The organism is Niabella soli DSM 19437, assembly GCF_000243115.2.
GTDB lineage: Bacteria > Bacteroidota > Bacteroidia > Chitinophagales > Chitinophagaceae > Niabella > Niabella soli.
In genome coordinates this window covers 4,274,599-4,299,135 of the sequence record NZ_CP007035.1, presented here as the reverse complement: position 1 = coordinate 4,299,135, position 24,537 = coordinate 4,274,599, and the positions used below count along the sequence as shown (strand labels likewise).

Genomic DNA, 24,537 nt, shown 5'->3' with positions numbered 1-24,537 from the left:
TACACCTCCTTTTAGCACTGACTATCAGTTATTTATAATTAAACAGCCTTATTTATTCAATGTAACAAACGCAACAAATTGACTTTCAAATCTTAAAATCTATTCTTACTTTTAAATGTAATATAATGATCTGTTTCGAAGGTTGCGGACAAAATAACAATTCTAAATTAAATAAATTGAATTATGGCGGATAACAAGGTTTTTATTTTTGACACTACATTAAGAGATGGCGAACAAGTGCCGGGTTGTAAACTGAACACCGATGAAAAAGTGAAACTGGCGCTCCAACTCGAAGCTCTTGGAGTGGATGTCATTGAAGCCGGTTTCCCGATTTCAAGCCCTGGTGATTTTGCGTCGGTAAATGAAATCGCTACCGTTGTAAAAAATGCCACTGTTTGCGGGCTGACCCGTGCAGTACAAAAAGACATTGAGGTAGCTGCAGAAGCCCTGAAACCCGCGGTGCGACCGCGTATCCATACCGGCATCGGTTCCTCCGACAACCATATCAAGTATAAATTCAATACCACCCGGGAAAAAATAATTGAGCGTGCGGTTGCCGCGGTGAAGCTGGCGCGCAACCTGGTTCCGGATGTGGAGTTCTTTGCAGAAGACGCCGGCCGGGCCGATCTGCAATTCCTGGCCCAACTGGTGGAAGCTGTTATTGCTGCGGGAGCAACAGTGGTAAATATACCCGATACCACCGGTTCCTGCCTGCCCCACCAGTACGCCGAAAAATTCAGCTACCTTTTAAATAATGTATCCAACGCCGATAAAGCCATCTTCTCCTGTCATTGCCATAATGACCTGGGGCTGGCAACCGCCAACTCTATAGCCGGCGCCATTGCCGGGGCCCGCCAGATTGAATGCACCATTAACGGAATTGGCGAACGTGCGGGCAACACCTCTCTTGAAGAAGTGGTGATGGCTATTAAAAAGCATCCGGAGCTGGATCTTTATACCGGTATCGACACCACACAGCTATTGCCGATAAGCCGTAATGTGGCCGATACCATGCGTATGGTGGTGCAGCCCAATAAAGCGGTCGTCGGGGACAACGCCTTTTCTCATTCATCAGGCATACATCAGGATGGCTTTCTTAAAGAATCATCCACTTACGAAATTATCGCTCCCCATGAAGTTGGCGCAGATACTTCCCGCATTGTATTAACTGCCCGCAGTGGCCGCAGTGCATTGGCCTACCGCTTTAAGAACCTGGGCTATGAGTTCGACCGCAACCAGGTAGATGAATTGTACCAGCAGTTTTTAAATGTTGCTGATGCGAAAAAAGAGGTAGAGGACAGTGATCTGAGGGAGATGGCAGACAAAGTAAGCACAGCGCAATAAACGTCACTCCGTTTCATAACATGAAAAAAAGAATTACGATCATAGAAGAATCAGGAGCCGCCGCCGAAGTGATGGAGCAGGCGGTTAAAATCCTGAACGCTGTTGGTGAACAGTATGATCATCATTTTGAGATCAGCCGTTTGGCGCCGGATAGCCCGCCGTCCTATTTTACTTCGGACGACAAAAGCACCATTGCTCAAAGCGATGCAGTGCTGTTTTCGAGCGACACTGCTGCAAAAGCTATTAAAGAAGCTTTCCAGGTATTTGCCATTGCACAACCCGTTACGGTTTATCATTCCCTCCATCATTTGTCGCCTTTAAAAAACAAATACAGCGACGGTGTTAATTTATTGATCTACCAGGAGCCCGTAGCCGCGGCAGACGAAAAAAGCCGGCAGCGGATTGCCCAGTCGGCTTTTGAACAGGCAGCCGCCCGAAAGCAAAAAGTAACTATTGTTGAGCCCACAAATGACGGCGTCACAACTGCATGGCAGCAAATAACCGCTGCGTTCCAAAAGACCTATAGTACTATTATGGTGGAGCAGCTATCTGTAGAGGCCGCGATCAACAAGTTGTTACATCATCCGGCAGATTTTGATATTATCATTACCGATACTGCAGCGGGCAACTACCTGTTTCTCCAGGCAGCCGCCCTCTCCGGCACACCGGCAATGATCCCCAGTGTTTTGGCAACCGAAACCACTTCATTCTTTGGACCAGCCTTTGGTTGCAGCACCGGTGCGCCGGGAAAAAGCCAGGCCAATCCCGTTGGAAGCATCCTTTCTGTGGCTATGATGCTCAATCTTTTTAATATGCCCGAAGAAGCGCATATTGTGCGCACAGCAGTTAACTGGACGCTGCTGCATGGTTTTGTAGCAAAAGACATAGATATCGTAAATAATTATTCCACCAGTACCATCGGAGATCTGGTCAGCGATTTTATCCGGGGATCAATCCCTGGTTTTGCCAAGGGTGAAAATATGGCGTTACAAAAATCGACGATTATATAAAGACCCTTTCTATTGCTTCAATTTTAATACATAATACCTAAATAAAAATAATGACAGAGCTGAACAAATACTCCCGGACGATTACACAGGATCCTACCCAGCCTGCTGCACAGGCACAGCTATATGCCATCGGCCTTACCGAAGAAGATCTGAAAAAAGCGCAGGTAGGTATTGTAAGCATGGGCTACGACGGAAATCCCTGTAACATGCATTTGAACGGCCTTGCGCAGCACGTAAAGGATGGGGTATGGCAACAGGGGCTTGTGGGGCTTACCTTTCACACCATTGGTGTAAGTGATGGTATGAGCAACGGTACCGACGGCATGCGGTATTCACTGGTGAGCCGTGATGTGATTGCTGATTCTATAGAAACCGTTTGTGGCGCACAGTATTATGATGCTTTGATCACCGTTCCGGGTTGCGATAAAAACATGCCCGGATCATTAATGGCCATGGGCCGCCTGAACCGGCCGGCCATCATGGTATATGGGGGAACGATTGCTCCGGGCCATTATAAAGGACAGGACCTGAATATTATTTCAGCCTTTGAAGCACTGGGACAAAAAATTGCGGGGCAACTGGATGAAGCCGATTTTAAGGCCATTGTTCAAAAAAGTTGCCCGGGCGCCGGGGCCTGCGGCGGCATGTACACCGCTAACACTATGGCTTCTGCCATTGAAGCGATGGGCATGAGCCTTCCCTACTCTAGCAGCAACCCCGCCCTGAGCGAAGAGAAAAAGAAAGAATGTGAAGACGCCGGTAGAGCGATCCGGCTGCTTTTGGAAAAAGATATTAAACCGCGCGATATCATGACCCGCCAGGCTTTTGAAAACGCCATGACGGTGATCATGGTACTGGGCGGCAGCACGAATGCAGTACTACATTTGCTGGCCATGGCCCGCAGCGTGGATATCCCCCTCACGCAGGATGATTTCCAGGCGGTAAGTGACCGCATTCCGGTGTTGGCTGATTTTAAACCCAGCGGGAAGTACCTGATGGAGGACCTCCATAAAAAAGGCGGCGTGCCGGCTGTAATGAAATATTTGTTGCAAAAAGGATTGATTGACGGCAGTTGCCTGACGGTTACCGGTAAAACCATTGCAGAAAACCTGGAAGCAGTGCCCGATCTGGATTTTGAAACACAGGACATCATTCATCCGCTGGAAAGTCCGCTGAAAGCAACGGGTCACCTGCAGATCCTTTATGGCAACCTGGCAGAAAAAGGAAGCGTGGCAAAGATCAGTGGCAAAGAAGGTGAAAAATTCACCGGACCTGCCCGTGTGTTTGATGGCGAAAAAAACCTGATCGCCGGTATCTCCAGCGGCAAGGTTAAAGCCGGGGATGTTGTCGTTATTAAAAATGAAGGCCCCAAAGGGGCGCCCGGCATGCCCGAAATGCTGAAGCCCACTTCCGCCATCATTGGCGCCGGCCTGGGCAAAAGCGTGGCATTGATCACCGATGGGCGCTTTAGCGGGGGCACGCACGGTTTTGTGGTGGGGCACATTAACCCCGAAGCTTACGAAGGCGGGTTAATTGGCTTTGTGCATGATGATGATGTTATCGAAATTGACGCTGTCAATAATACGATTACGCTAAAGGTATCTGATGAAGAAATTGCACAACGTAAGGCCGGTTGGACAAAGCCTCCGTTAAAAGTAAACAGGGGGATCCTGTACAAATATGCAAAACTCGTAAAAGATGCTTCTCAGGGATGTGTAACAGATGAGGACTAAACAAATGTGGAAATGTGAAAATGTGGAAATGAGGGAGAGATAAATGTGATCCCTATGGCGAAGTGGTAAATGTCTAAAATAATTATGACCAAGCAATATTTTAAAGAATTGGCGGCGTTTAATGAATGGGCCAATACCCTTGCCTGCGGCTGGATCGACCAATTGACCGACGAGCAATGGAACCGTACTGTTGTCAGCAGCTTTACCAGTATCCGGGATACGGTATTGCATATGATAAGCGCAGAAAATGCCTGGGTGGAGCGGTTTCAAAAGCGCTCTGAAGTCAGGTGGCTGCAAACGGCTTTTGAAGGAAGCAAAGCAGCGCATGTAGCGCTTTGGAAACAAACTTCGGCAGCGTTCCAAACATTTATTGAAGGGTTTGATGAAGCCTTATTATATACCCCGCTTGATTTTAAAAGACAGAACGGGGAAGCCCATTCCATACCCTACTATCAGCTCTTTGCGCATGTCGTCAACCACGCCACCTACCACAGGGGGCAATTGGTGACCCTGCTGCGGCAGGTTGGCTTTACCGGCGTTCAGTCAACGGACCTGATGGGTTTTTACCGGCTGGCCCAGCAGAGAACAGAAAGTTCAAGTGAGTGACACAACTAAAGCTCAGTTATGCACTGCAGCTGATAACATTAAAAAGAGAAAAAATTAAAATATGGAAACGATCCAGATAAAAAATAAAGCAAAAAAACAGGCAAAAACAAAACCCGCTCCGGCCAAAGCGCCGAAAGTAATAAAAAGAGGAACCACCCTTTCGGGAAGCCAGGCGGTGCTGGAGGCGCTCATCGCAGAAGGCGTTTCTACCATTTTCGGTTATCCCGGCGGCGCTATTATGCCTATTTACGATGCACTGTATGATTATTCCAATCAGTTAGAACATATCCTGGTGCGGCATGAACAGGGAGGCGTACACGCGGCACAGGGCTTTGCCCGCACCAGCGGAAAAGTAGGCGTAGCCTTTGCCACCAGCGGTCCCGGCGCCACCAACCTGGTAACTGGTTTGGCCGATGCGCAAATAGACTCCACTCCCATTGTTTGCATCACCGGCCAGGTTTTTGCACACCTGTTAGGCACGGATGCCTTCCAGGAAACCGATGTAATCAATGTAACCATGCCCGTGACCAAATGGAACTACCAGGTTACAGATGCAACAGAAATTCCATCTGTATTGGCAAAAGCCTTCCATATTGCACGGAGCGGGCGCCCCGGCCCTGTATTGGTAGACATTACCAAAAATGCGCAGATCCAGCAATTTGAATATCCTGGCTACCAGCAGTGCCACCATGTGCGCAGCTACCGGCCTAAGCCGATCATACGGAAAGAATATATTGCCGAAGCAGCAAAGCTGATTAACAGCGCCAAAAAGCCTTTTGTTATTTTCGGCCAGGGGATTATCCTGGGGCAGGCGGAAAAAGAATTCAAAAATTTTATTGAAAAAGGTAACCTGCCGGCGGCCTGGACCATCATGGGTGAAAGTGCCCTTCCCACCGACCATCCGCTGGGTGTAGGTATGCTGGGTATGCACGGGAATTATGGCCCTAATGTACTGACCAACGAATGTGACGTGTTGATTGCGGTAGGTATGCGATTTGATGATCGCGTAACCGGCCGGCTGGATAAATATGCCAAACAGGCTAAAGTGATCCACCTGGATATTGATCCTGCGGAAATTGATAAGAACGTAAAAACCACGGTTGCCGTTTGGGGTGATTGCAAGGAAACACTACCCTTGCTTACCAAACTGATCGAGTCAAAGGACCATTCAAAATGGCAGAAACAATTTAAAAAATATGCAAAGGAAGAACTAAAAGAATGCATTGAGCCTGAAATGCACCCCGGGGGGGATGTTATGTCGATGGCGGAAGTGGTAGCCGCGTTGAATGAACTGACCAAAGGCGATGCTATAGTTGTTACCGATGTGGGCCAACACCAGATGGTGGCCTGTCGCTATGCAAAATTCAATAAAACCCGCAGCAATATCACTTCCGGCGGCCTGGGAACCATGGGCTTCGGCTTACCGGCTGCTATTGGTGCCAAATACGGGGCACCGGACAGAACGGTAGTGGCAATTATAGGTGATGGTGGCTTCCAGATGACCTTACAGGAACTGGGCACTATAATGCAATTTGGTGCTGAGGTAAAGATCCTTATCCTGAACAACCAGTTCCTGGGAATGGTACGCCAGTGGCAGCAGTTGTTCAACGACAAACGCTATTCCTTTGTAAACATCACCAGCCCTGATTTTGTGATGCTCGCCAAATCCTACGGAATTGAAGGACAGTCGATCGATCAGCGTTCCGAGCTGAAAACAGCTTTAAAAACAATGCTCGATCATAAAGGTTCCTATTTGCTGGAAGTGATGGTGGGTAAAGAGAATAACGTATTTCCCATGGTACCCCAGGGTAGTAGTGTGGCCGAAATCAGGTTAAAATAATGAATAGTCAATAGTGAGTGGGGAATAGGTAATACTCAGTTTTGTAAAAATGACGGATAATATAGTTAAAGATATCCCGGCTCGATATGCCGCAATAGCGCTCAAAACAAAAGCGTTGGGGTTTGATATGCCGTCTGATTTACAGACCGGGTCTTTACTAAAAACCCTGGTAGCATCGAAACCCGGGGGCCGCATCCTCGAACTGGGAACGGGAACCGGATTGGGCACTTCCTGGATCCTGAGCGGAATGGACAACAGGGCGCAGTTGATTACAGTTGAGAACAACGGCCTGCTGCTTGCCGTAGCACAGGAACAGTTACCCGACACCCGTGTACAATTTGTTTGCGCCGATGGTTATGAGTGGATCAACAGCTACAAAGGCGAATCATTCGACCTTATATTTGCCGATGCCATGCCTGGTAAATACGACCTGTTTGAAGAGACGGTTGCGTTATTGAACCCCGGCGGTATTTATTTTATTGATGATATGCTTCCGCAGCCCAACTGGCCGGAAGGGCATGCCGAACGAGTCGGGGATTTTATAAAAATGCTGGAGCAGCGCAGGGATGTTATCCTAACCAAACTAGCCTGGTCCACCGGAATCATCATCGCGATAAAAAATAAGAAATAAGAAATTACAAATAAGCAATAAGAATGAAACAGCAATATACGATCACCGTTTACGCAGAAGACCAGATTGGATTACTGGCCCGCATCACCATTATTTTTTCCAGAAGAAAAATAAATATCGATGCATTGAACACCTCTTCATCGGAGATACCGGGCATCCACCGGTTTAATATCCTTATTGATGAAACAGAAGAAGTGGTAAAGAAACTTTGCAAACAAATTGAAAAGCAGGTGGAGGTATTAAAAGCCTATTACCATCTTAATGATGAAATTGTGTGGCAGGAACTGGCATTATACAAAGTACCTACCAGCCAGGTTACCGAAAAAATGAACGTGGAGCGTATCCTGCGGGAATACGGAGCCCGCGTGGTTTCTATCAATACTGACTATACCGTATTTGAGTGCACCGGTCACCGGGAGGAGACCGACAAACTGGTGAAGGTATTTGAAAATTATGGCCTGATCGAATTTGTACGGGGCGCACGGGTAGCCATTATTAAAGACAGCGAAGGTTTCCATAAAAAAATAAAAGAGTTCGAGGCAAAGCAACCGGGGGAAGAAGTTATTGAGAACGAATTCCTGAGCCAGAACGCTACTGTATTCAGCATGTAAATACATCTGTTATGAAAGTAGAAAAAGTAATCCCCATGTTGCGCATCTTCGACTACGATAAAGCCGTGGAGTTTTATGTAGACTGGCTGGGCTTTACCATCAACTGGGAGCACCGGTTTGAACCCAATACCCCCGTGTATTTTGAAGTGGAACGCGACGGCATTGTATTGCATTTAAGCGAGCATCATGGCGATGGGACCCCCGGTTCACATGTGTTTATATGGTGTGAAGGAGTGGCGGCCTATCATGAGGAACTGATCAATAAAAACTACAAATACAACCGGCCGGGACTGGAAAAAACCTTCTATGAAGCGCTCAGTTTTATTGTAAACGATCCTTTCAATAACCGGATCTCTTTCAACGAAAGAATCAATGACAACAAAAAATAGTTCATGTACACATTAAATATTATAGATAGTATTCGAAAAAAAGCCATCCGCCTGGTGAAAGAAACCTCCCTGGAAGATTTAAACAGAATACCCGAAGGATTCAATAACAGTATGGCCTGGAATTTTGGCCACCTGATCGTAAGCGGTTACAGCCTGGTATTTAAGGTTACCGGTGCAGATACCGCCTTTGTAATTCCCCTGCAGGATAAATACAGGAAAGGCACCAAACCCTCAGCGCCTACCACACAGGAAGAGCTGGAGGAACTGATCCTTTTATCGGATACTTTTACCCAGGCAGTAAAAGATGCGCTTGATAAAAAAAAATTTGAAACGGTCACTCCGTATACTACTGACACGTTTGGGGTGCCGGTTACCACGATTGATGAAATGCTGGCAACGGTGGCCGCGCACGATACGGCACATTTCCAGATCATAAAAGATTATAAACGTATATTGGCAGCATAGCTAATAAATAAAAAAACAAACACTTTAAACAAGAATAAACAATGGCAAATTACTTTAACACACTACCGTTAAGAGAGCAATTAAATCAATTAGGCGTTGCTGAATTTATGAGCAATGACGAATTTGCTGACGGCGTGGATGCACTAAAAGGGAAAAAAATCGTAATCGTTGGTGCCGGCGCACAGGGCCTGAACCAGGGTTTAAACTTAAGAGATAGTGGTCTGGATGTTTCTTATGCCTTGCGTAAAGAAGCCATAGCAGAAAAAAGAGCCAGTTGGAAAAACGCAACCGACAACAATTTTATTGTAGGAACATACGATGAGCTGATCCCCGGTGCAGACCTGGTGATTAACCTGACCCCGGACAAACAACACACCAGTGTGGTAAGTGCCGTGATGCCATTGATGAAACAGGGCGCTACCCTTTCTTATTCTCACGGCTTCAACATTGTTGAAGAAGGCATGCAGATCCGCAAGGACATTACCGTGATCATGGTAGCACCCAAGAGCCCCGGCAGTGAAGTAAGAGCCGAATATGTACGCGGTTTTGGCGTTCCCACGCTGATTGCTGTGCACCCTGAAAACGATCCCGAAGGAAAAGGGTTTGATCAGGCAAAAGCGTATTGTGTAGGCACCGGTGGACACCGCGCAGGGGTATTACGATCTTCTTTTGTAGCAGAAGTAAAATCGGATCTGATGGGCGAGCAAACGATCTTATGCGGCCTGCTGCAAACCGGCTCCATCCTTTCTTTTGATAAAATGATCGAAAAAGGAATTGATCCGGGTTATGCTTCCAAGCTGGTACAATATGGTGTGGAAGTAGTGACCGAAGCCCTGAAACATGGCGGTGTTACCGGCATGATGGATCGCTTAAGCAATCCCGCAAAGATCAAAGCCTTCAAGATTTCAGAGGAACTGAAAAAAATTATGCGTCCGCTGTTCCAGAAACACCAGGATGACATCATGAGCGGCACTTTTAGCCGGGTAATGATGGAAGACTGGGCCAATGGCGATGCCAACTTATTAAAATGGCGTGCAGAGACCGGTGAAACCGCATTTGAAAAAACACCGGCCGGCGACGTAAAAATAGGCGAACAGGAATATTTTGACAATTACACGTTGATGGTAGCCTTTATTAAAGCAGGTGTGGAACTGGCTTTTGAAACGATGGTGGAAGCCGGTATCAAACCCGAATCTGCTTATTACGAGTCGCTGCACGAAACGCCTTTAATTGCCAATACCATTGCACGTAAAAAATTGTTTGAAATGAACCGCGTTATTTCCGACACTGCGGAATATGGGTGTTATTTGTTCGACCAGGCGTGCAAACCGCTGTTGGCCGATTTCATGAAAACCGTTGATACCGACCTGGTGGGTAAAAATTACAACGCAGGCAAAGACGGCTCCGTAGACAACCAGGAACTGGTGGAGATCAATGAGGCCATCCGCAACCACCCTGTAGAGATCGTAGGCCGGAAATTGCGCAAGGCAATGACCGCAATGAAAGCGATTAAAACCGCGTAATGCTAAACAGACCTATGAGGTTTAAAAAACCTCATAGGTCTTACTCCTTAATTGCGCGCCCACCGGCGCGCAATTTTTTTCTGCACCATAAAAACCGCGTAAAAATGGCATTGCTCAATATAGAAAACCTCTCCGTGCATTACGGACTAAAAACCGTGCTGCACAACCTTTCCTTTACCGTTAACGCAGGTGAAGGCTGGGTGATCCAGGGTCAAAGCGGAGCCGGCAAAACCACGCTGGGCAAAGCGGTCAGCGGACAACTTCGCTCCACCGGTCAGCTTAAGATCGATTTTAATCCACAAAGCCCACTGCCGGCGGAAGTACTTTTTGTAGAAAGCTGGTACCGTTTTACCAACCTGGAGGGAGATCGAAACTTTTATTACCAGCAGCGTTATAATCATTACCAGAGAAAAGATACTATTACCGTTGCCCATGAACTGGAGCAATATGGAAAGGAACAGGGGTTAAACAAAGAGCGCCTGGAGGAGTTACTTACAACGCTTAACTACCGCGAGGTTTTAGACGAGCAGCTTTTTGAAATATCAAGCGGCGAGCACAAGAAGCTACAATTGATCAAAGCCTTGTGGCTGCGTCCGCAATTGCTGATCATCGACCAGCCTTACACGGGGCTGGACGTCAAATCGCGTGCAAACCTGAATGCACTTCTAAATAATTACACAACCGCGGGCGGCGCTTTACTGCTCATCAGCAATGATACCGGGTTGCCGGAATGCATTTCCCATTTTATCACTTTGAAAGAAGGCCGTATAGTACCCGCCGGCGCAGTATTGTCCACGACAGAAAGGCCCGCAAAGCCACTCCCCTCCTTCCTGGTAACACCGCCACAGTACACCTCGCGCGATATCATCGGGATGCATGATGTTGCCGTGCGCTACGATGAAAAATATGTATTATCCAACATTGACTGGCAGGTAAAAGCGGGCGAACGTTGGTTGTTGCAGGGGCCTAATGGTTCCGGAAAATCTACACTGTTAAGTTTGATCACTGCCGATCATCCACAGGCTTATGCTAATCACATTACCTTATTTGGCGTAAAACGGGGAGGCGGCGAAAGCATTTGGGATATTAAAAAGCGCATCGGGCTTATATCGCCCGAATTGCATTGGTATTTTGATGCGAATGCAACCGTTGCCCAAAGTCTCGCTTCGGGCTTTTTCGACAGCAATGGGCAGTATCAGCAATTACGTTATGCACAAAAGCAACAATTAGAGGAATTACTAAAATTTCTTGACCTGTTTGATCTGCGGAATGAATTATTAACAACACTTCCGCTGGGCAAACAGCGCCTGGCGCTCCTGGGGCGTACCATTATAAAAAATCCCCAATTATTAGTATTGGATGAGCCCTGCCAGGGGCTGGACCAGCAGCAAACCCAATATTTTAATCACCTGGTAGATCTTATCAGTAAAAATGGCGTCACCATTATTTATGTAGGCCATTTTGAATCGCAGCTACCTTCATGCCTCACTCATAAACTGGTATTAGCACAGGGTAAAATGATCTTAAACGAATCGTTCTGATCGCATCAATTATTGCCACAGGCATCGACCCTTATTCTTCCCGTTACTGTATTATAAAAATTAGTAACCGGTATTTCAGCTCCGGAACAGGTGTACACTTTTGGGGGCGGAGCCGTATTACAGGCAATGCAGACAATATCAATAAAATAGACTAACTGACCTCTATACATGCCTTTACCGAGAAACCGAGACATTTGCGGATCATAGGGACAGGTAACTTCATTTTTGAATTTTGCGATCATTTGTTGATCGCAGGCAGTAAGATCTGTCTCATTGTTCTTGCCGCAGCTAATGGTTAAAAACAGCAAGATCAGAGTCAGTATTTTCTTCATTTTGGCAATTTTATACAAAGACGATCCATTCCTTCTGAATGCAACAGTTTTCAGTAATTTTTTTTGCAATAGCTACACCACCCATTTATGAAAATTTGATGAAAACCTGACCACCACTGTATTTCCCGGCGCTGCGCACGACAGAAAAAAAATATCCGCTAAGAATCTGTTAATCCTTTTAGCAGGTTGCACCATAAACACAGTTGATATTAAGCGATTAGCGCCGGCTTCATGAAGGCTTCATTTTTCCATCCCAATTTTGGCATAGTAGTTGAAAAATTATTTTAGTATAATAAATTAAAAAATCAAAAATCCGTTTTTATGAAAAAGATTATGAAACTTTCCCTGGCAGCATTTTCTATACTCGCATTCAATGCTGCGCATGCGCAAGTAGGCGTGGGATCCGCTGTTAAAGCATCTGTAGGCGGCTCTGTATCTTCTGCGGCCACTGCAGCCAAGGCCGCCAGTGCAGCCACCAATGCGGCAACAAAAGTATCGTCGGCCACTTCAACGGCAATAGGTAAGACCACAGCAGCCACTTCCAACGCCGTGGAAAAAACAAAAGCGGCCACAAGTACCGCGGTAGAAAAAACAGCAGCAGCAGCCAGCAATGCAGCAAACGCAGGTGCAGCAGCGCAAACAAGCACCAGTACGGATGTAAATGCGAATGCCGGCAGCCCAAGCCCGGTATCGGTTGAAGCATCCGCTAACGGACAAACAAATGCAGCAGCGCATGCCAATGAGCATGCGACAGAAAATGCAAATCAAAATTCCGCAGTGCAGCAGGGAGCCCTTTCAGCAGGTACCAGCACCGCTACCGGCGCTACCGTTGAAACAAACGGATCAAAGGTTAAGGGAACAGCAACATCCATGAAAGATGACGCCAAATCCGGCACAAAAGCGGCAACAAATAAAACAGCCGCCGCTGCCAAGGCAACTTCAAAAGCTGTAAAAAAAGGCGCAGCAAAAGCTAAAAGCGTAAAGCCATCCGCAGACGTTAAGGTAAGTGCTTCCGGCGATGTAAAAGCTAAATAAGACGGCTTACATGACATATCGTAATAATTGCCCTCTTATTCAAAGAGGGCAAATTTTATACACTAACTTTTTACATATGCTTCTCCGGAACAGAAAAAGGCTTCTTCTATGGGGGCTTTTATTAGCGCCCGCATTAGCTTTTAGTCAGACAGATAGTACCCGGCACAATGAATTAACCGTTGGCGTTAATTTTCAGTCCAGACTGCACTATTTTGGAAGAACGGACAGCCTGAGGAGCAGCGCACTCCTCCCAAACATCGGATACCAGTTAAAAAACGGGCTGTATATACAAAGCAACTTCATTTTCCTCCAAAATAAGTCCGTGGGCACCACTTATGCCGGCACTATAATAGAAGGCGGATATCGCTTCAAACCTTCCAGGCATTTTAACGGGAACATTTTTTATTCGCAGATCCTGTACCGGGACAATACCCAGTTGCCCCAGTCGGCGTTAAAGGCGCAAACCGGTATCAATGCCACGTATTCCACGGCGGTAAATATAAACGTTGGAGGTGATCTGAAATTCAGCAGCGGGCAAACGGATATTGGCGCCACTTTGGGGCTTGATCATATTTTTATTATCCATAAAGCGGGCAGCCCGGTAGCCTTTGCTATTGATCCCTCTGCGTACCTGTATGCAGGCACGCAAAAATTTACTAAAACCTATATCGAGCAAAAAAAATTCCTGGGACAACCCATATCGCAGCAGCAGACTACCCAAACGTACAGTAGCTTCCATATTTTAGCATATGAGGCATCGGTTCCGCTGGTTGCCGTAGTAAAGAAATTCTATATTACCGCAATTCCCTCTTATGTAATGCCTCAAAACTTATTAGAAGGGGAAACGGGTAAAAACCTTTTTTACATGACACTGGGTATTGGTTTTAAACTTTAAAAAAACTGCCGTTCCTTTTCTACCTTTGGGGGTATGAGCATCGAATTTGAAAAAGCAGCAGAAAGATTAAAAGGCATTGTAATCCACACCCCCTTACAATACAACCAGAACCTTTCAAAACAATACAATTGCAAGGTTTATCTCAAACGGGAAGACCTGCAGATCGTCCGTTCTTATAAATTGCGCGGCGCCTATAATCTTATATCCTCTTTGCCCAAAACACGGGCACAGCAAGGCGTGGTGTGTGCAAGCGCTGGTAACCATGCCCAGGGCTTTGCTTATAGCTGCCAGCAACTGAACATTAAGGGCGTGGTATTTATGCCCATTACGACGCCCAATCAAAAAGTGGAGCAAACCAATATGTTTGGCGGGGACCATATAACCATTCAGTTGGTTGGAGATACTTATGATGATTGTGCTGCCGCGGCCATTGCCTATTGCAACCAGCACCAAATGACCTTTATCCACCCTTTTGACGATGAAAAAATTATTGAGGGCCAGGGAACCGTGGGGCGGGAAATAACAGAAGCGCTAAAAGACATTGATTACGTCATTATACCCATTGGAGGCGGCGGATTATGTGCCGGAGTAGGTAGCTATCTAAAATCAGTCAGCCCCAAAACAAAAATTATTGGTGCGGAGCCCCTGGGCGCCCCATCGATGACCGAAGCCTTAAAGACCGGGCATCCGGTAGCCCTAAGCAGTATTGACCGTTTTGTTGATGGCGCTGCCGTAAAACGGGTTGGGGATCTGACTTTTTCTATTTGTAAAAGCATCCTGGACGATGTATTGCTGGTGCCCGAAGGGAAGATCTGTACTACTATATTACAACTTTATAATAAAGATGCCATAGTAGCCGAACCCGCCGGAGCCCTGTCCATAGCAGGATTGGACCTGCTTAAAGAACAGATCAAAGGCAAAAATGTGGTGTGCATTGTAAGCGGCAGCAATAATGATATCGACCGCATGCAGGAGATCAAGGAACGCAGCCTGCAATACGAAGGATTGAAACACTATTTCCTGATCAATTTCGCGCAGCGGCCGGGGGCCCTGAAAGAGTTTGTGAACAACATACTGGGTCCCGACGATGATATTACCCGTTTTGAATACATGCAAAAGACCAATAAGGAAAGTGGCCCGGCCCTGATCGGCATTGAATTAAAAAACCGGGAAGACTACGAACCTTTTATCGGGAGACTTACCAAAAGCCAGATAGAATTTACGGAATTGAATAAGGACAATACTTTATTCAGTTACCTGGTATAAAATACTTTTCCTGCTGACAACCTGTTGTCACCACCCCGTTTTAGTTTTGGATTATTAAACAAAAACAAAAATTATGACAACCGCAACAACCACACAGGAATCAGTAATCAACAAAGAACAATTATTAAGGCATTGGCTGGGCCATCGTCATCTAACCCGGAAAACCATTGAAGCATTTCCCGAAAAAGAGCTTTTTGAATTCTCTGTAGGCGGCATGCGCCCTTTTGCAAAATTGGTTGTAGAATTACTGGCCATTGGAGGTCCGGCCTTAAAAAACATCGTGAGCCGAAATACCAACTCCTACAATGAAGAGGGGATTATTGTAAACACTAAAAAAGAGTTGCTGGAAAAATGGGACGAGGAAACAGCAACGATCCATGGCTATTTTAACCAGATTCCTGAAGAAGGTTTTTCAGAAACATTCAAGCTTTTCGGCCAATATGAATTCCCTATTTATGAAAATATTCTTTATTTCATAGATAATGAGATCCATCACCGGGCGCAGGGCTATGTATACCTGAGAGCTTTAGGCATTCAGCCGCCTTTCTTTTGGGAGCGGCAGGCCTGACAAGCAGACCTGCGAGGTTGCTAAAACCTCACCGGTCTATATGCTCCAACTGTTTTGCCAGGATCTCTCGCACGGCTTGCTTCACCGTTTCCGGCTCCAGTATTTTAGCATAATCACCAAAAGTAAGGAACCAGCGCGCAAAATCATTTTCAGCATAGCGGCACATGAAGGTCATTTCAATACCCTCTGGGGTATTTTCTTGCGCTACAAAGCCATGATGTTCTTTTTGGCGGTCCAGATATCTTGCTATTTGCAGGTCCACAACGATGCGCACTTTCGTCCTGGGGCCATCTTTGGGTTGTGTTAAAAAATGTTCCAGCTCGGGATGCTCTTTTGTAAAAGCGCTATCCAGCTTCCGGATCGCCTGGATGCGATCCGTCCGGAACTGGCGGTAGTCGCTCCGCAAATGACACCAGGCCATTAAATACCAAAAATTGTTTTCATGAAAGACGCCTACCGGCTCTATTTGTCGCTTTTCCGCTTTATCAGATTCCAGTTTTTTATAGCTGATCTCCAACTGCACTTTTTGCGCCAGGCTATCAAATAATACCGACAAAGCTTCTGGCACCTTTTCGTTAAAAATATGTTGCCCGCCTCTCACCAACACTTGTGATTCGATACTGCTGATCCAATCCTTCTCCGCCATACGCAATACTGCTTTCATTTTGGTAATGGCCGCGACAAAATGATCCCGCAAGCGCTTGTCGATAAATTTCTGCATCAGCTTTTCTGCCGCCACAAAACTGGAAGCTTCTTCCCGGGTGAACATAACAGGAGGCAACCGGTACCCCTCCACCAATTCATAGCCTACTCCTGCTTCGCTGGAAATAGGCACACCGGCTGTTTGTAAACTGCGTATATCCCGGTAGATGGTGCGCAGGCTTACATCAAACCGATCGGCAAGATCCTGGGCTTTTACGATCCGCTTCGATTGTAACTGGATCAGGATCGAAACGATACGATCAAATTTATTTATGGGTTCGGTGGCCATGATGCAAAATAGTAAACACTATGGTATTTTGAGCTCAAAGTAAGAAAAATACAACTATGCCGGCCTGCAAACAGGATCCTGTTTCATTAAAACCGCGCCACACCTATAACACTTGCCAGCACCAACAGCCCAATCATCGTATAATAAACACCCGCCGGTACAACCTTTTTATTGTAAATACCGCACAATATGCTGATGGCAACAAAAAGAAGCAACTTTGGAACAATTTTATTGTATTGAACAGCAGGATATGTTATAGCTACCATACCCAATCCCGTAGCCAATATAGCGATGCCCAGAAAAAGAGTATGCCTATAAAGTCTCCGTTCCTTTTGAGGAAATCGCGCCGCTAGTGTAGCAGCAAAAGTCAGAAAAGACAGAAAATGTAAGATCAAAACAGTATTAAAGAGCCACATGATTTTTATTTTTTGAATTGTTTACTAAATAATACAGCCCGAGACAAAGACCAAGGAGTATGGCAATAAGATGCGGGTACAATTTTGCCGTTTCAAAATCAGCATGCGCCAGCACCACTCTAAAATCAGTAACGGGGACCATCATACTGCTAAGCAGAATCAACCCCAACGCCCGGTATTGCCTCGTAAAAAGCAGCAGCAAAAGAATAACGCCGCTAAAAAGATCCCGTATACCTTTAATGTACTGAAAGGAATAATCGCCTCCGGTATTCACATGAATGCCAAAAGCCAGCTCAGCGGCCCATGGCGCTATTAAAAAGCGAATACCGATAAAAACCAGCGTAAACCCTGTAATAAGAGTCAGTGCAAAAATGCTTTTCTGTGTAATTGTTTTCATTGCATAATTATTTTATTATTATGCAAAGCAACAGCAATAACCGGAGGGCATGATGCACCCAGGTTAATTAATCGACAATCTTTTTCTTATACGGCTAAGCGATTGCGGTTTTACGCCCACAAAAGAAGAAATAAAATATTGCGGAATACGCTGCTGCAACCCGGGATATAGTTGTAAAAAATTAAGATAGCGTTCTTCTGCAGAATCGGTATACAATGAGGTGATCTGGCGAAGCGCTTCTACAAAAAGATATTCGCCTATTAAGCGGCCAAAACGTTCACCACCGCGCACTTTTTTATAAAACAATTGCAGGTTGTCATAAGAAAGCATCAGCAGCACTCCATCTTCTATATACTGAATATTTTTACTGGAAGGCTGTCTGCTTAGAAAACTTTCATTATTACAAACAAAATCGCCTTCTTTTCCAAATCCATAAATTTTTTCTTCGCCGCCTTTATTAATGTAATAGCGTACCATGCCTTTTATGATAAAACCCACTTCCCGGCAAACAACACCCTCTCTTAAAAAGAACTCCTCTTTTTTTACGCTTTTTTCTTTAAAGATCGTTTTTATAAATATTTTCTCCTCCTCATTCAGCTCTATAAGACGACCAATGGCCGCAATTACCAAATCATGCATAAAAGAAGCTTTTACCAGCAAAATAAAACCTTTTTTTGTAGTAACTTGTTGTTTCAATAGAAGCAATAGATCATGAGCACATCAAAAGCAAAATCCCGGACAGCAATAGAAATAAATGGCAAACGTCATCAGTACAGTTCCTTAAAAGAACTGCCGGAAGGTTCTGTTGCCCACCTTCCTTTTAGCATTCGTATTTTGTTGGAAAACGTGCTGCGTAATTATGACGGCTTTGGCATTACCGATGAGCACGTTCAAACGCTGATCCACTGGTCGCCGGCGCCAGCAGATAAAGATATCCCCTTCAAGCCCGCGCGCATCCTGATGCAGGATTTCACCGGCGTACCTGCTGTAGTAGATATGGCCTCTTTAAGAGCCGAATTTGTTCGGCATGGCAAGGACGGGCAAAAGATTAACCCCGCCATCCCGGTAGACCTGGTTATTGATCACTCCGTGCAGGTGGACTATTTTGGCACTAACTATTCCTATAACTGGAATGTGGATCTGGAATACGAGCGGAACAAAGAGCGGTATGAGCTGCTGAAGTGGGCGCAAAAAGGATTAAACAATTTTACGGTGGTACCGCCGGGCATGGGCATCTGTCACCAGGTAAACCTGGAATACCTCGCCAAAGGCATTATAGAGCGCGATGGATGGCTGTTCCCTGATTCCCTGGTGGGTACCGATTCGCACACGCCCATGGTGAACGGGATCGGCGTTATTGGCTGGGGTGTGGGTGGTATTGAAGCGGAAGCGGCCATGCTGGGCCAGCCGATCTTTTTTACCTGTCCGGAAGTAGTCGGACTAAAATTAACCGGTAAAATTCCCGACCAGTGCACCGCAACAGATATGGTACTTTCGATTACAAAAGTATTGCGCGATAAAGGTGTAGTGGGAAAATTTGTAGAAGTATTTGGTGACGGGCTGGACCACCTGACCGTAACCGATCGCGCTACTATATCCAATATGTCGCCGGAATTTGGCTGCACGGTTACTTATTTCCCGATCGACAATCGTACGCTGGAATACATGCACTCCACCAATCGCTCTGCGGAGCAGATAAAAATCGTGGAAACCTATTGCAAGGAAAATTTATTATGGCGCACGGGGAATGAGAGTATCACATATTCTTCAGTGGTTGAGTTTGATCTTTCCTCACTGGACCCCACTGTTTCCGGCCCGAAACGTCCGCAGGATAAAATACTTGTAAAGGAGCTCTCCACAAAATTTGCCGATCTTTTGAATAAGGAGCATAATCGGGTTTACCAATCTGTAACCGAGCGCAGGGAATCGGCCTGGTTAACCGAAGGCGGCTCCGGAACGGAATTTACTTTTGGCAAAGTACCCGTGGAAGGCAGCGCCCCACATGAGGTTACCACCGAATCTATTCAGTCTGTACGCATCAAACACAAAAACCAGGAATATGTGCTCAGCGATGGCAGCATCGTTATTGCCGCTATCACCAGTTGTACGAATACCTCCAACCCTGCCGTGATGGTAGGCGCGGGCTTGCTGGCACGTAATGCTGTAGAAAAGGGTTTACGCACTAAATCATGGGTTAAAACTTCTTTAGCTCCCGGCTCGAAGGTAGTGACGCAGTACCTGGAGCGTTCGGGTTTAAATACGGATCTGGATGCGTTGCGTTTCCACACTGTGGGTTATGGTTGTACTTCCTGTATTGGAAACTCGGGTCCCCTGCCCGCGCAGATAGCTGAAGCGGTGGAAAAAGGTGAGCTGGTAGTAGCTTCCGTGCTTTCCGGCAACCGGAATTTTGAGGCGAGAGTACACCCGCAGGTAAAAATGAATTTCCTGATGTCACCCATGCTGGTAGTGGCTTATGCACTGGCGGGCCGGGTAGATATTAACCTGCTGGAAGACCCGCTGGAATATGATCCCAATGGTAACCCTGTTTATTTAAAAGATATCTGGCCCAGCCGGGAAACGATCCTCAACACCATTAATGAATGCGTGAAGCAGGAAGATTTCCAGGAAGTCTATGATGTTATTTTTGATGGCTCTACCGACTGGCAGCAACTGGAAGTAAGTTTGAGTGAAAATTATCACTGGAGCAGTAGCTCCACCTATATAAAAGAATCGCCTTTCTTTGAGCACCTGAAGGAAACCCCGGCCCCGGTTGCCGATATTAAAAATGCGCGCGTATTATTATACCTGGGCGATTCGGTTACCACCGACCACATCTCCCCCGCCGGATCCTTTAAGCCCGAAAGCGCTGCGGGTCAATACCTCATGGCACATGGAGTGGAGAAAGTTGATTTTAACTCCTACGGATCAAGAAGGGGCAATCATGAAGTAATGATGCGGGGCACGTTTGCTAATGTGCGGATCAAAAATAAAATAGCCGATAAGGAAGGCGGGTTTAGCCGCTACTTCCCTACGAACGAAGTAAAAACCGTTTTTGATACGGCGATGGCCTACCAGGAAGATCAAACACCCCTGATTGTGCTGGCCGGGAAAGAATATGGTTCCGGCTCTTCCCGAGACTGGGCGGCAAAAGGCACTTTTCTCCTGGGTATAAAGGCCGTAATTGCCGAAAGTTTCGAACGCATCCACCGCAGCAACCTGGTGGGCATGGGTGTGGCTCCGCTGGTTTTTGTGGACGGACAAAACGCCGCATCATTGAGTTTGGATGGAACGGAAACATACACCATTACTGGTCTTGCCGACAATCTTACGCCACATAAACTATTGGACGTGCAAGCCGTCCACCCTGGCGGCGCTGTAACCAATTTTAAAGTAAAAGCCCGACTGGATTCTGCTATTGAAATTGAATATTATAAGAACGATGGCATATTGCAGTACGTGCTAAGGGAGTATTTGAGGAATAATTAATACCTGTTAGGTTTTGAACCTGTCCGCCGTGGAGGAAACCTCACAGGTATTCACATTAGGCTCCCAGTCCCGAATGCTTTCGGGATGCTACTATCGGCTTTGCTTGTTCCGATAACCATCGGAACACACTTGAACTGCAGTAATCCTATCAGCGATTAAACAGCCGCCGTTTTCCTGTATTGTTGTTTTAAGAAATACCATCCCGATCCAAATAAAAACCCCAACAAGAGTAATCTTTACCCTAATATAAAAAACGAGGGCGATTTTTAACTATTTTTACACTTGTAAAGAAAACATGGGCAAAACTTACTCTTGAAGCAATGAATAAATTCAATCGCAAAATACCATTTAATGATTTGCCTCTATTACCACCCGAAGCGGATATTGAGACAAAAAACATATTACGTAAAACCATTTCAGCAGGCCGTGCATTGGCTCAGCTAAATGGAACGTTACTGAATCTACCCAACCCTACCCTGTTTCTTGACACAATATATTTACAAGAAGCAAAAGCGAGTTCTGAGGTCGAAAACATCATAACAACAAACGATGAACTATACCAATCATTTGTTGCGGAAAAGAAAATTGAAAACTCCGCTACAAAAGAAGTACTGAATTATAAAGAAGCACTTTGGTTGGGCCTGAAGGCACTAAAAATTAGGCCTTTTATAACTAGAAATCTTTGTATCAAAATTGTTCAGTGTATTAAACAAAACGATGCTGCTATCAGAGTTACTCCCGGCACAGCTTTAGCAAATGCCAAAGGAGAAATCATTTACACGCCACCCAATGGAGAAAAAATTATACGAGAAAAGCTAACCAACTTGGAAAAGTTTATTAATGAAGAAAACCAAATTGACCCCCTAATAAAAATGGCTTTATTACATTATCAGTTCGAAGCAATCCATCCATTTATTGATGGAAACGGAAGAACAGGAAGAATTTTGCTGTTACTGTATCTAAAGCTTTCCGGGTTACTGGAGGTGCCTGCAATATATTTAAGCGAATATATCATTCAAAACAAAAACGATTATTACGTAAAATTGCGGGGGGTAACCGAAAATCAAAATTGGGAAGACTATATCCTATATATGCTGGATATGGTTGAGCAAACCGCTTCAAAAGGATTGGAACGCCTAAATCAAATCATTAAAGCAATGGATGAAATGGCGAAGAAGATCAAAACTAAATTACCAAAAATATACTCAAAAGATTTAGTAGAAATTTTGTTCAGGTTACCATATACAAAACGTCAAAACCTGGTTGACGAAAACATCGGAAACGCTAAAACGGTAGGAAATTATTTAATCGCATTGGAAGAAAACGGCATTCTCCAATCCGTTAAAGTCGGAAAAGAAAAGCTATATCTCAATCAAAAGCTATTGAAGATTCTTGAAAATAAATAAAGTTGCCAGGTTTTAGTTTTTAATTAATGGCTTTTCTCATAGTGTCGGCTTCTTTATTTATAAGAATGTCAACAAAATTATAAATGGTAGAATCATGGGCTTTGAGCATCTCAGGCCATCAAGTACATACACACAGGCAACTGCCCGTCCCCTAAGTCGCCCTGTCCCACAAATTGCCTGGTGTGACATAAAAAGGGATTGGAGGGACCAGCCACAGTACTACCAGAAAAGCTACAGATAAACTCTAGAGCTACTCATCCCCCGCTTTTCTTTGTTTGCGTATAACCGTTCTTCAACAGCCACTGCAATACCTTATCGCGATGGTCGCCCTGTATAATAATTTCCCCGTCTTTTGCAGAACCGCCGGTACCGCAAAACGATTTTAATTTTTTACCCAGGTCCTGCAGATCTTCTTCCTTACCAACAAATCCAATTAGGATGCTGGCCGTCTTTCCGCCGCGATGCTTTGTTTCCAGTTGTATCCGCAGCCTTTGTTGCGCGGGCGGTAAAGTATCGCTTTGATCTGCTTCCGGTTGAAATTTAAAATCAGGATTGGTACTATACACAAACCCCTGCTGATCCGATTTATTTTTTGCCATTGTATTATTTTATCGTCATCCCAAGTTTTACCGTCATCCTGAACGAAGAGAGGGATCTCATTCTGAAACAGCGAGATTTCTCCGTTCACTGCGCTACGCTCCGTTCCGTCGAAATGACGAGCCTTTAAACTTTTGCCTTCAGGCTCAGATCCACACTTTGCGCCTGGTGTATCAATGCCCCCACGCTTACATAATCGACACCCGTTGCCGCATAGGTCTCAATGGTATCTAAATTAATGCCGCCGCTGGCCTCCGTCTCAAACTGACCGTCGATGATCTTCACCGCTTCCGTCATTAATTCAGGTGAAAAATTATCGAGCATGATGCGAAACACCTTGCCCGCGCCGGTTTCCAAAACTTTGTGCACATCAGCTATGCTGCGCGTTTCCACTTCGATCTTAATGCCCAGGTTATTCTGTTGTACAAAATCATAAGCCTTATTGATCGCCTTTTCGATGCCCCCTGCGTAGTCGATATGATTATCCTTCAGCATGATCATATCATACAATCCAAACCGATGATTAACGCCGCCGCCAATACGCACCGCCTCCTTTTCCAGCAACCGGAAATTGGGCGTGGTCTTCCGGGTGTCCAGCAACCGGGTTTTATAGCCTTTCAGTTTATCTGTATACTGATGGGTGAGTGTGGCAATGCCGCTCATCCGCTGCATGCAATTCAGCAGCAGCCGCTCGCATTGTAAAATCGTATGCTCCAGGGCCGTCACTTCAAAAGCAATATCCCCGGCTTTCATGGCAGCGCCATCCTGCATAAAAAAAGTAACCGCACTATCCGGCTCTTTATATTTCAGTATCTTTTCCGCTACCTGCACCCCGGCTAATACGCCGTCTTGTTTTATTTTTAAAACCGCCCGGCCTTTTGCCGCCGGATCAATACAGCTTAGCGTGGAATAATCGCCCGCACCAATGTCCTCCAATAAAGCTTCTTTGATCAGATGATCTAATTTTTCATCAAACTGTTCCATAACGTAAAAATAAACAGCCTCCCGAATAGAGAGGCTGTTTTTATCATTTAAATTTTCATAGAAATCTTACTCGATCAACTGGAAACGCAGTTCTTTGATCACTTCGCCGCTTTTTTCTTTACGCATGAAGATATTCACCCGGTAATTGCCCCCGGATGTTTGCAGGGTACCAATAGCATAATTCCCATTAGGGGCACTGCCTTTGTGTTTCAGCTCAAAACCTTTGGCTGTATTTTTCCCAAAGAAATCCTTTAAGGCTTTTTCTGCATCTGCTTTGTTGTAGGTGCTGGTTTTATCTGCAACGGTAAACTCCATCGAGTTACCCACATTACCGGCCACCTGGGCGGCATTGCCGGATTTTAAACCACTGATAACGCCATCCAGACTCTGTGCGTGCAGGGCCGTGACCGAAAGAACAGCCATCAACGCAATAAATGACAATCGTAATAAATATTTCATCTGTAATTTTTT

At 45.6% G+C, this 24,537-nt stretch carries 25 protein-coding genes; 17 read left to right on the top strand and 8 right to left on the bottom strand.

Annotated features, from left to right (window positions below; translation table 11 throughout):
- Positions 1-183 precede the first annotated feature (183 nt).
- The 11 genes from NIASO_RS18070 (at position 184) to NIASO_RS18020 (ending at position 11,693) form a co-directional block, all read left to right on the top strand.
- Positions 184-1,344, top strand: a complete 1,161-nt coding sequence (locus NIASO_RS18070; protein WP_008588373.1) for a 2-isopropylmalate synthase — start codon at positions 184-186, stop codon at positions 1,342-1,344.
- A 20-nt stretch (positions 1,345-1,364) separates the two neighbouring features.
- Positions 1,365-2,354 (top strand): isocitrate/isopropylmalate family dehydrogenase, encoded by a 990-nt coding sequence (locus tag NIASO_RS18065; RefSeq protein WP_008588371.1) that lies wholly within the window; start codon positions 1,365-1,367, stop codon positions 2,352-2,354.
- 50 nt (positions 2,355-2,404) lie between these two features.
- Positions 2,405-4,087 carry a dihydroxy-acid dehydratase gene (gene ilvD, locus NIASO_RS18060; RefSeq protein ID WP_008588369.1) on the top strand — a complete coding sequence of 561 codons (1,683 nt, stop codon included), beginning with the start codon at positions 2,405-2,407 and terminating at the stop codon, positions 4,085-4,087.
- Positions 4,088-4,171: 84 nt separating this feature from the next.
- Entirely contained in the window at positions 4,172-4,693 is a 522-nt protein-coding gene (locus NIASO_RS18055) for a DinB family protein (protein ID WP_008588367.1), read from the top strand.
- 61 nt (positions 4,694-4,754) lie between these two features.
- Positions 4,755-6,533, top strand: a complete 1,779-nt coding sequence (gene ilvB / locus NIASO_RS18050) for a biosynthetic-type acetolactate synthase large subunit (protein ID WP_008588365.1) — start codon at positions 4,755-4,757, stop codon at positions 6,531-6,533.
- Between the two features lie 49 nt (positions 6,534-6,582).
- A complete protein-coding gene (locus NIASO_RS18045) occupies positions 6,583-7,164 on the top strand; it encodes an O-methyltransferase (protein WP_008588363.1) in 582 nt (193 codons plus the stop codon).
- A gap of 23 nt (positions 7,165-7,187) precedes the next feature.
- Positions 7,188-7,775: an acetolactate synthase small subunit gene (gene ilvN / locus NIASO_RS18040; protein ID WP_008588361.1), complete on the top strand. Its 588-nt coding sequence runs from the start codon at positions 7,188-7,190 to the stop codon at positions 7,773-7,775.
- Between the two features lie 11 nt (positions 7,776-7,786).
- Entirely contained in the window at positions 7,787-8,164 is a 378-nt protein-coding gene (locus NIASO_RS18035; protein ID WP_008588359.1) for a glyoxalase superfamily protein, read from the top strand.
- A 3-nt stretch (positions 8,165-8,167) separates the two neighbouring features.
- On the top strand, positions 8,168-8,629 hold the full coding sequence (locus NIASO_RS18030) for a DinB family protein (RefSeq protein ID WP_008588358.1): 462 nt from the start codon (positions 8,168-8,170) through the stop codon (positions 8,627-8,629).
- A 41-nt stretch (positions 8,630-8,670) separates the two neighbouring features.
- A complete protein-coding gene (gene ilvC, locus NIASO_RS18025) occupies positions 8,671-10,152 on the top strand; it encodes a ketol-acid reductoisomerase (RefSeq protein ID WP_008588356.1) in 1,482 nt (493 codons plus the stop codon).
- Positions 10,153-10,256: 104 nt separating this feature from the next.
- Complete coding sequence (locus NIASO_RS18020) at positions 10,257-11,693, top strand: ATP-binding cassette domain-containing protein (RefSeq protein ID WP_008588354.1); 1,437 nt, start codon at positions 10,257-10,259, stop codon at positions 11,691-11,693.
- A 5-nt stretch (positions 11,694-11,698) separates the two neighbouring features.
- On the opposite strand, the gene NIASO_RS18015 is transcribed toward NIASO_RS18020, so the two are convergent.
- The gene (locus NIASO_RS18015) at positions 11,699-12,025 is read right to left on the bottom strand and encodes a hypothetical protein (RefSeq protein ID WP_008588352.1); all 327 of its coding nucleotides are present in this window, start codon (positions 12,023-12,025) and stop codon (positions 11,699-11,701) included.
- A 321-nt stretch (positions 12,026-12,346) separates the two neighbouring features.
- On the opposite strand from NIASO_RS18015, the gene NIASO_RS18010 reads away from it, so the two are divergent.
- The 4 genes from NIASO_RS18010 to NIASO_RS17995 all read left to right on the top strand — a co-directional run bounded on the left by NIASO_RS18010 (position 12,347) and on the right by NIASO_RS17995 (position 15,789).
- Positions 12,347-13,060, top strand: coding sequence for a hypothetical protein (locus tag NIASO_RS18010; RefSeq protein WP_008588351.1), 714 nt, complete (start codon positions 12,347-12,349; stop codon positions 13,058-13,060).
- 76 nt (positions 13,061-13,136) lie between these two features.
- Positions 13,137-13,955, top strand: a complete 819-nt coding sequence (locus tag NIASO_RS18005; RefSeq protein ID WP_008588349.1) for a hypothetical protein — start codon at positions 13,137-13,139, stop codon at positions 13,953-13,955.
- Positions 13,956-13,988: 33 nt separating this feature from the next.
- A complete protein-coding gene (ilvA, locus tag NIASO_RS18000) occupies positions 13,989-15,221 on the top strand; it encodes a threonine ammonia-lyase IlvA (protein WP_008588348.1) in 1,233 nt (410 codons plus the stop codon).
- A gap of 73 nt (positions 15,222-15,294) precedes the next feature.
- Positions 15,295-15,789, top strand: coding sequence for a DinB family protein (locus tag NIASO_RS17995; RefSeq protein ID WP_008588346.1), 495 nt, complete (start codon positions 15,295-15,297; stop codon positions 15,787-15,789).
- Between the two features lie 28 nt (positions 15,790-15,817).
- Here the strand turns inward: NIASO_RS17995 and NIASO_RS17990 are convergent, their stop codons facing one another.
- From NIASO_RS17990 to NIASO_RS17975, 4 genes are all read right to left on the bottom strand, one after another.
- Positions 15,818-16,780 carry a helix-turn-helix transcriptional regulator gene (locus NIASO_RS17990; protein WP_008588343.1) on the bottom strand — a complete coding sequence of 321 codons (963 nt, stop codon included), beginning with the start codon at positions 16,778-16,780 and terminating at the stop codon, positions 15,818-15,820.
- A gap of 86 nt (positions 16,781-16,866) precedes the next feature.
- Positions 16,867-17,196 carry a hypothetical protein gene (locus NIASO_RS17985; RefSeq protein ID WP_008588342.1) on the bottom strand — a complete coding sequence of 110 codons (330 nt, stop codon included), beginning with the start codon at positions 17,194-17,196 and terminating at the stop codon, positions 16,867-16,869.
- Positions 17,183-17,593: a DUF4267 domain-containing protein gene (locus tag NIASO_RS17980; RefSeq protein WP_008588340.1), complete on the bottom strand. Its 411-nt coding sequence runs from the start codon at positions 17,591-17,593 to the stop codon at positions 17,183-17,185. Before NIASO_RS17980 ends, NIASO_RS17985 begins: the two co-directional genes overlap by 14 nt.
- A 63-nt stretch (positions 17,594-17,656) precedes the next feature.
- Entirely contained in the window at positions 17,657-18,232 is a 576-nt protein-coding gene (locus tag NIASO_RS17975; RefSeq protein ID WP_008588338.1) for a Crp/Fnr family transcriptional regulator, read from the bottom strand.
- 72 nt (positions 18,233-18,304) lie between these two features.
- Here NIASO_RS17975 and acnA point away from each other — a divergent pair, with 72 nt between their 5' ends.
- Both acnA and NIASO_RS17965 read left to right on the top strand, forming a co-directional pair.
- Entirely contained in the window at positions 18,305-21,079 is a 2,775-nt protein-coding gene (gene acnA / locus NIASO_RS17970; protein WP_008588337.1) for an aconitate hydratase AcnA, read from the top strand.
- A 320-nt stretch (positions 21,080-21,399) separates the two neighbouring features.
- Positions 21,400-22,485 (top strand): Fic family protein, encoded by a 1,086-nt coding sequence (locus tag NIASO_RS17965; protein ID WP_008588335.1) that lies wholly within the window; start codon positions 21,400-21,402, stop codon positions 22,483-22,485.
- Positions 22,486-22,739: 254 nt separating this feature from the next.
- On the opposite strand, the gene NIASO_RS17960 is transcribed toward NIASO_RS17965, so the two are convergent.
- From NIASO_RS17960 to NIASO_RS17950, 3 genes are all read right to left on the bottom strand, one after another.
- Positions 22,740-23,084 (bottom strand): translation initiation factor, encoded by a 345-nt coding sequence (locus NIASO_RS17960; RefSeq protein WP_008588333.1) that lies wholly within the window; start codon positions 23,082-23,084, stop codon positions 22,740-22,742.
- Positions 23,085-23,208: 124 nt separating this feature from the next.
- Complete coding sequence (gene nadC / locus NIASO_RS17955) at positions 23,209-24,066, bottom strand: carboxylating nicotinate-nucleotide diphosphorylase (protein ID WP_008588332.1); 858 nt, start codon at positions 24,064-24,066, stop codon at positions 23,209-23,211.
- A gap of 66 nt (positions 24,067-24,132) precedes the next feature.
- Complete coding sequence (locus NIASO_RS17950; protein WP_008588330.1) at positions 24,133-24,525, bottom strand: DUF4783 domain-containing protein; 393 nt, start codon at positions 24,523-24,525, stop codon at positions 24,133-24,135.
- Positions 24,526-24,537 lie beyond the last annotated feature (12 nt).

Coding starts and splice junctions, on each gene's coding strand:
- ilvD (WP_008588369.1), top strand. CDS start 2,405: ATGACAGAGCTGAACAAATACTCCCGGACGATTACACAGGATCCTACC.
- NIASO_RS18015 (WP_008588352.1), bottom strand. CDS start 12,025: ATGAAGAAAATACTGACTCTGATCTTGCTGTTTTTAACCATTAGCTGC.
- nadC (WP_008588332.1), bottom strand. CDS start 24,066: ATGGAACAGTTTGATGAAAAATTAGATCATCTGATCAAAGAAGCTTTA.
- ilvC (WP_008588356.1), top strand. CDS start 8,671: ATGGCAAATTACTTTAACACACTACCGTTAAGAGAGCAATTAAATCAA.
- NIASO_RS18005 (WP_008588349.1), top strand. CDS start 13,137: ATGCTTCTCCGGAACAGAAAAAGGCTTCTTCTATGGGGGCTTTTATTA.
- NIASO_RS17990 (WP_008588343.1), bottom strand. CDS start 16,780: ATGGCCACCGAACCCATAAATAAATTTGATCGTATCGTTTCGATCCTG.
- NIASO_RS18030 (WP_008588358.1), top strand. CDS start 8,168: ATGTACACATTAAATATTATAGATAGTATTCGAAAAAAAGCCATCCGC.
- NIASO_RS17980 (WP_008588340.1), bottom strand. CDS start 17,593: ATGAAAACAATTACACAGAAAAGCATTTTTGCACTGACTCTTATTACA.
- NIASO_RS18035 (WP_008588359.1), top strand. CDS start 7,787: ATGAAAGTAGAAAAAGTAATCCCCATGTTGCGCATCTTCGACTACGAT.
- NIASO_RS17995 (WP_008588346.1), top strand. CDS start 15,295: ATGACAACCGCAACAACCACACAGGAATCAGTAATCAACAAAGAACAA.
- NIASO_RS18070 (WP_008588373.1), top strand. CDS start 184: ATGGCGGATAACAAGGTTTTTATTTTTGACACTACATTAAGAGATGGC.
- NIASO_RS18020 (WP_008588354.1), top strand. CDS start 10,257: ATGGCATTGCTCAATATAGAAAACCTCTCCGTGCATTACGGACTAAAA.
- acnA (WP_008588337.1), top strand. CDS start 18,305: ATGAGCACATCAAAAGCAAAATCCCGGACAGCAATAGAAATAAATGGC.
- ilvA (WP_008588348.1), top strand. CDS start 13,989: ATGAGCATCGAATTTGAAAAAGCAGCAGAAAGATTAAAAGGCATTGTA.
- NIASO_RS17965 (WP_008588335.1), top strand. CDS start 21,400: ATGAATAAATTCAATCGCAAAATACCATTTAATGATTTGCCTCTATTA.
- NIASO_RS17975 (WP_008588338.1), bottom strand. CDS start 18,232: ATGCATGATTTGGTAATTGCGGCCATTGGTCGTCTTATAGAGCTGAAT.
- ilvB (WP_008588365.1), top strand. CDS start 4,755: ATGGAAACGATCCAGATAAAAAATAAAGCAAAAAAACAGGCAAAAACA.
- NIASO_RS18065 (WP_008588371.1), top strand. CDS start 1,365: ATGAAAAAAAGAATTACGATCATAGAAGAATCAGGAGCCGCCGCCGAA.
- NIASO_RS18045 (WP_008588363.1), top strand. CDS start 6,583: ATGACGGATAATATAGTTAAAGATATCCCGGCTCGATATGCCGCAATA.
- NIASO_RS17950 (WP_008588330.1), bottom strand. CDS start 24,525: ATGAAATATTTATTACGATTGTCATTTATTGCGTTGATGGCTGTTCTT.
- NIASO_RS17985 (WP_008588342.1), bottom strand. CDS start 17,196: ATGTGGCTCTTTAATACTGTTTTGATCTTACATTTTCTGTCTTTTCTG.
- NIASO_RS17960 (WP_008588333.1), bottom strand. CDS start 23,084: ATGGCAAAAAATAAATCGGATCAGCAGGGGTTTGTGTATAGTACCAAT.
- NIASO_RS18055 (WP_008588367.1), top strand. CDS start 4,172: ATGACCAAGCAATATTTTAAAGAATTGGCGGCGTTTAATGAATGGGCC.
- ilvN (WP_008588361.1), top strand. CDS start 7,188: ATGAAACAGCAATATACGATCACCGTTTACGCAGAAGACCAGATTGGA.
- NIASO_RS18010 (WP_008588351.1), top strand. CDS start 12,347: ATGAAAAAGATTATGAAACTTTCCCTGGCAGCATTTTCTATACTCGCA.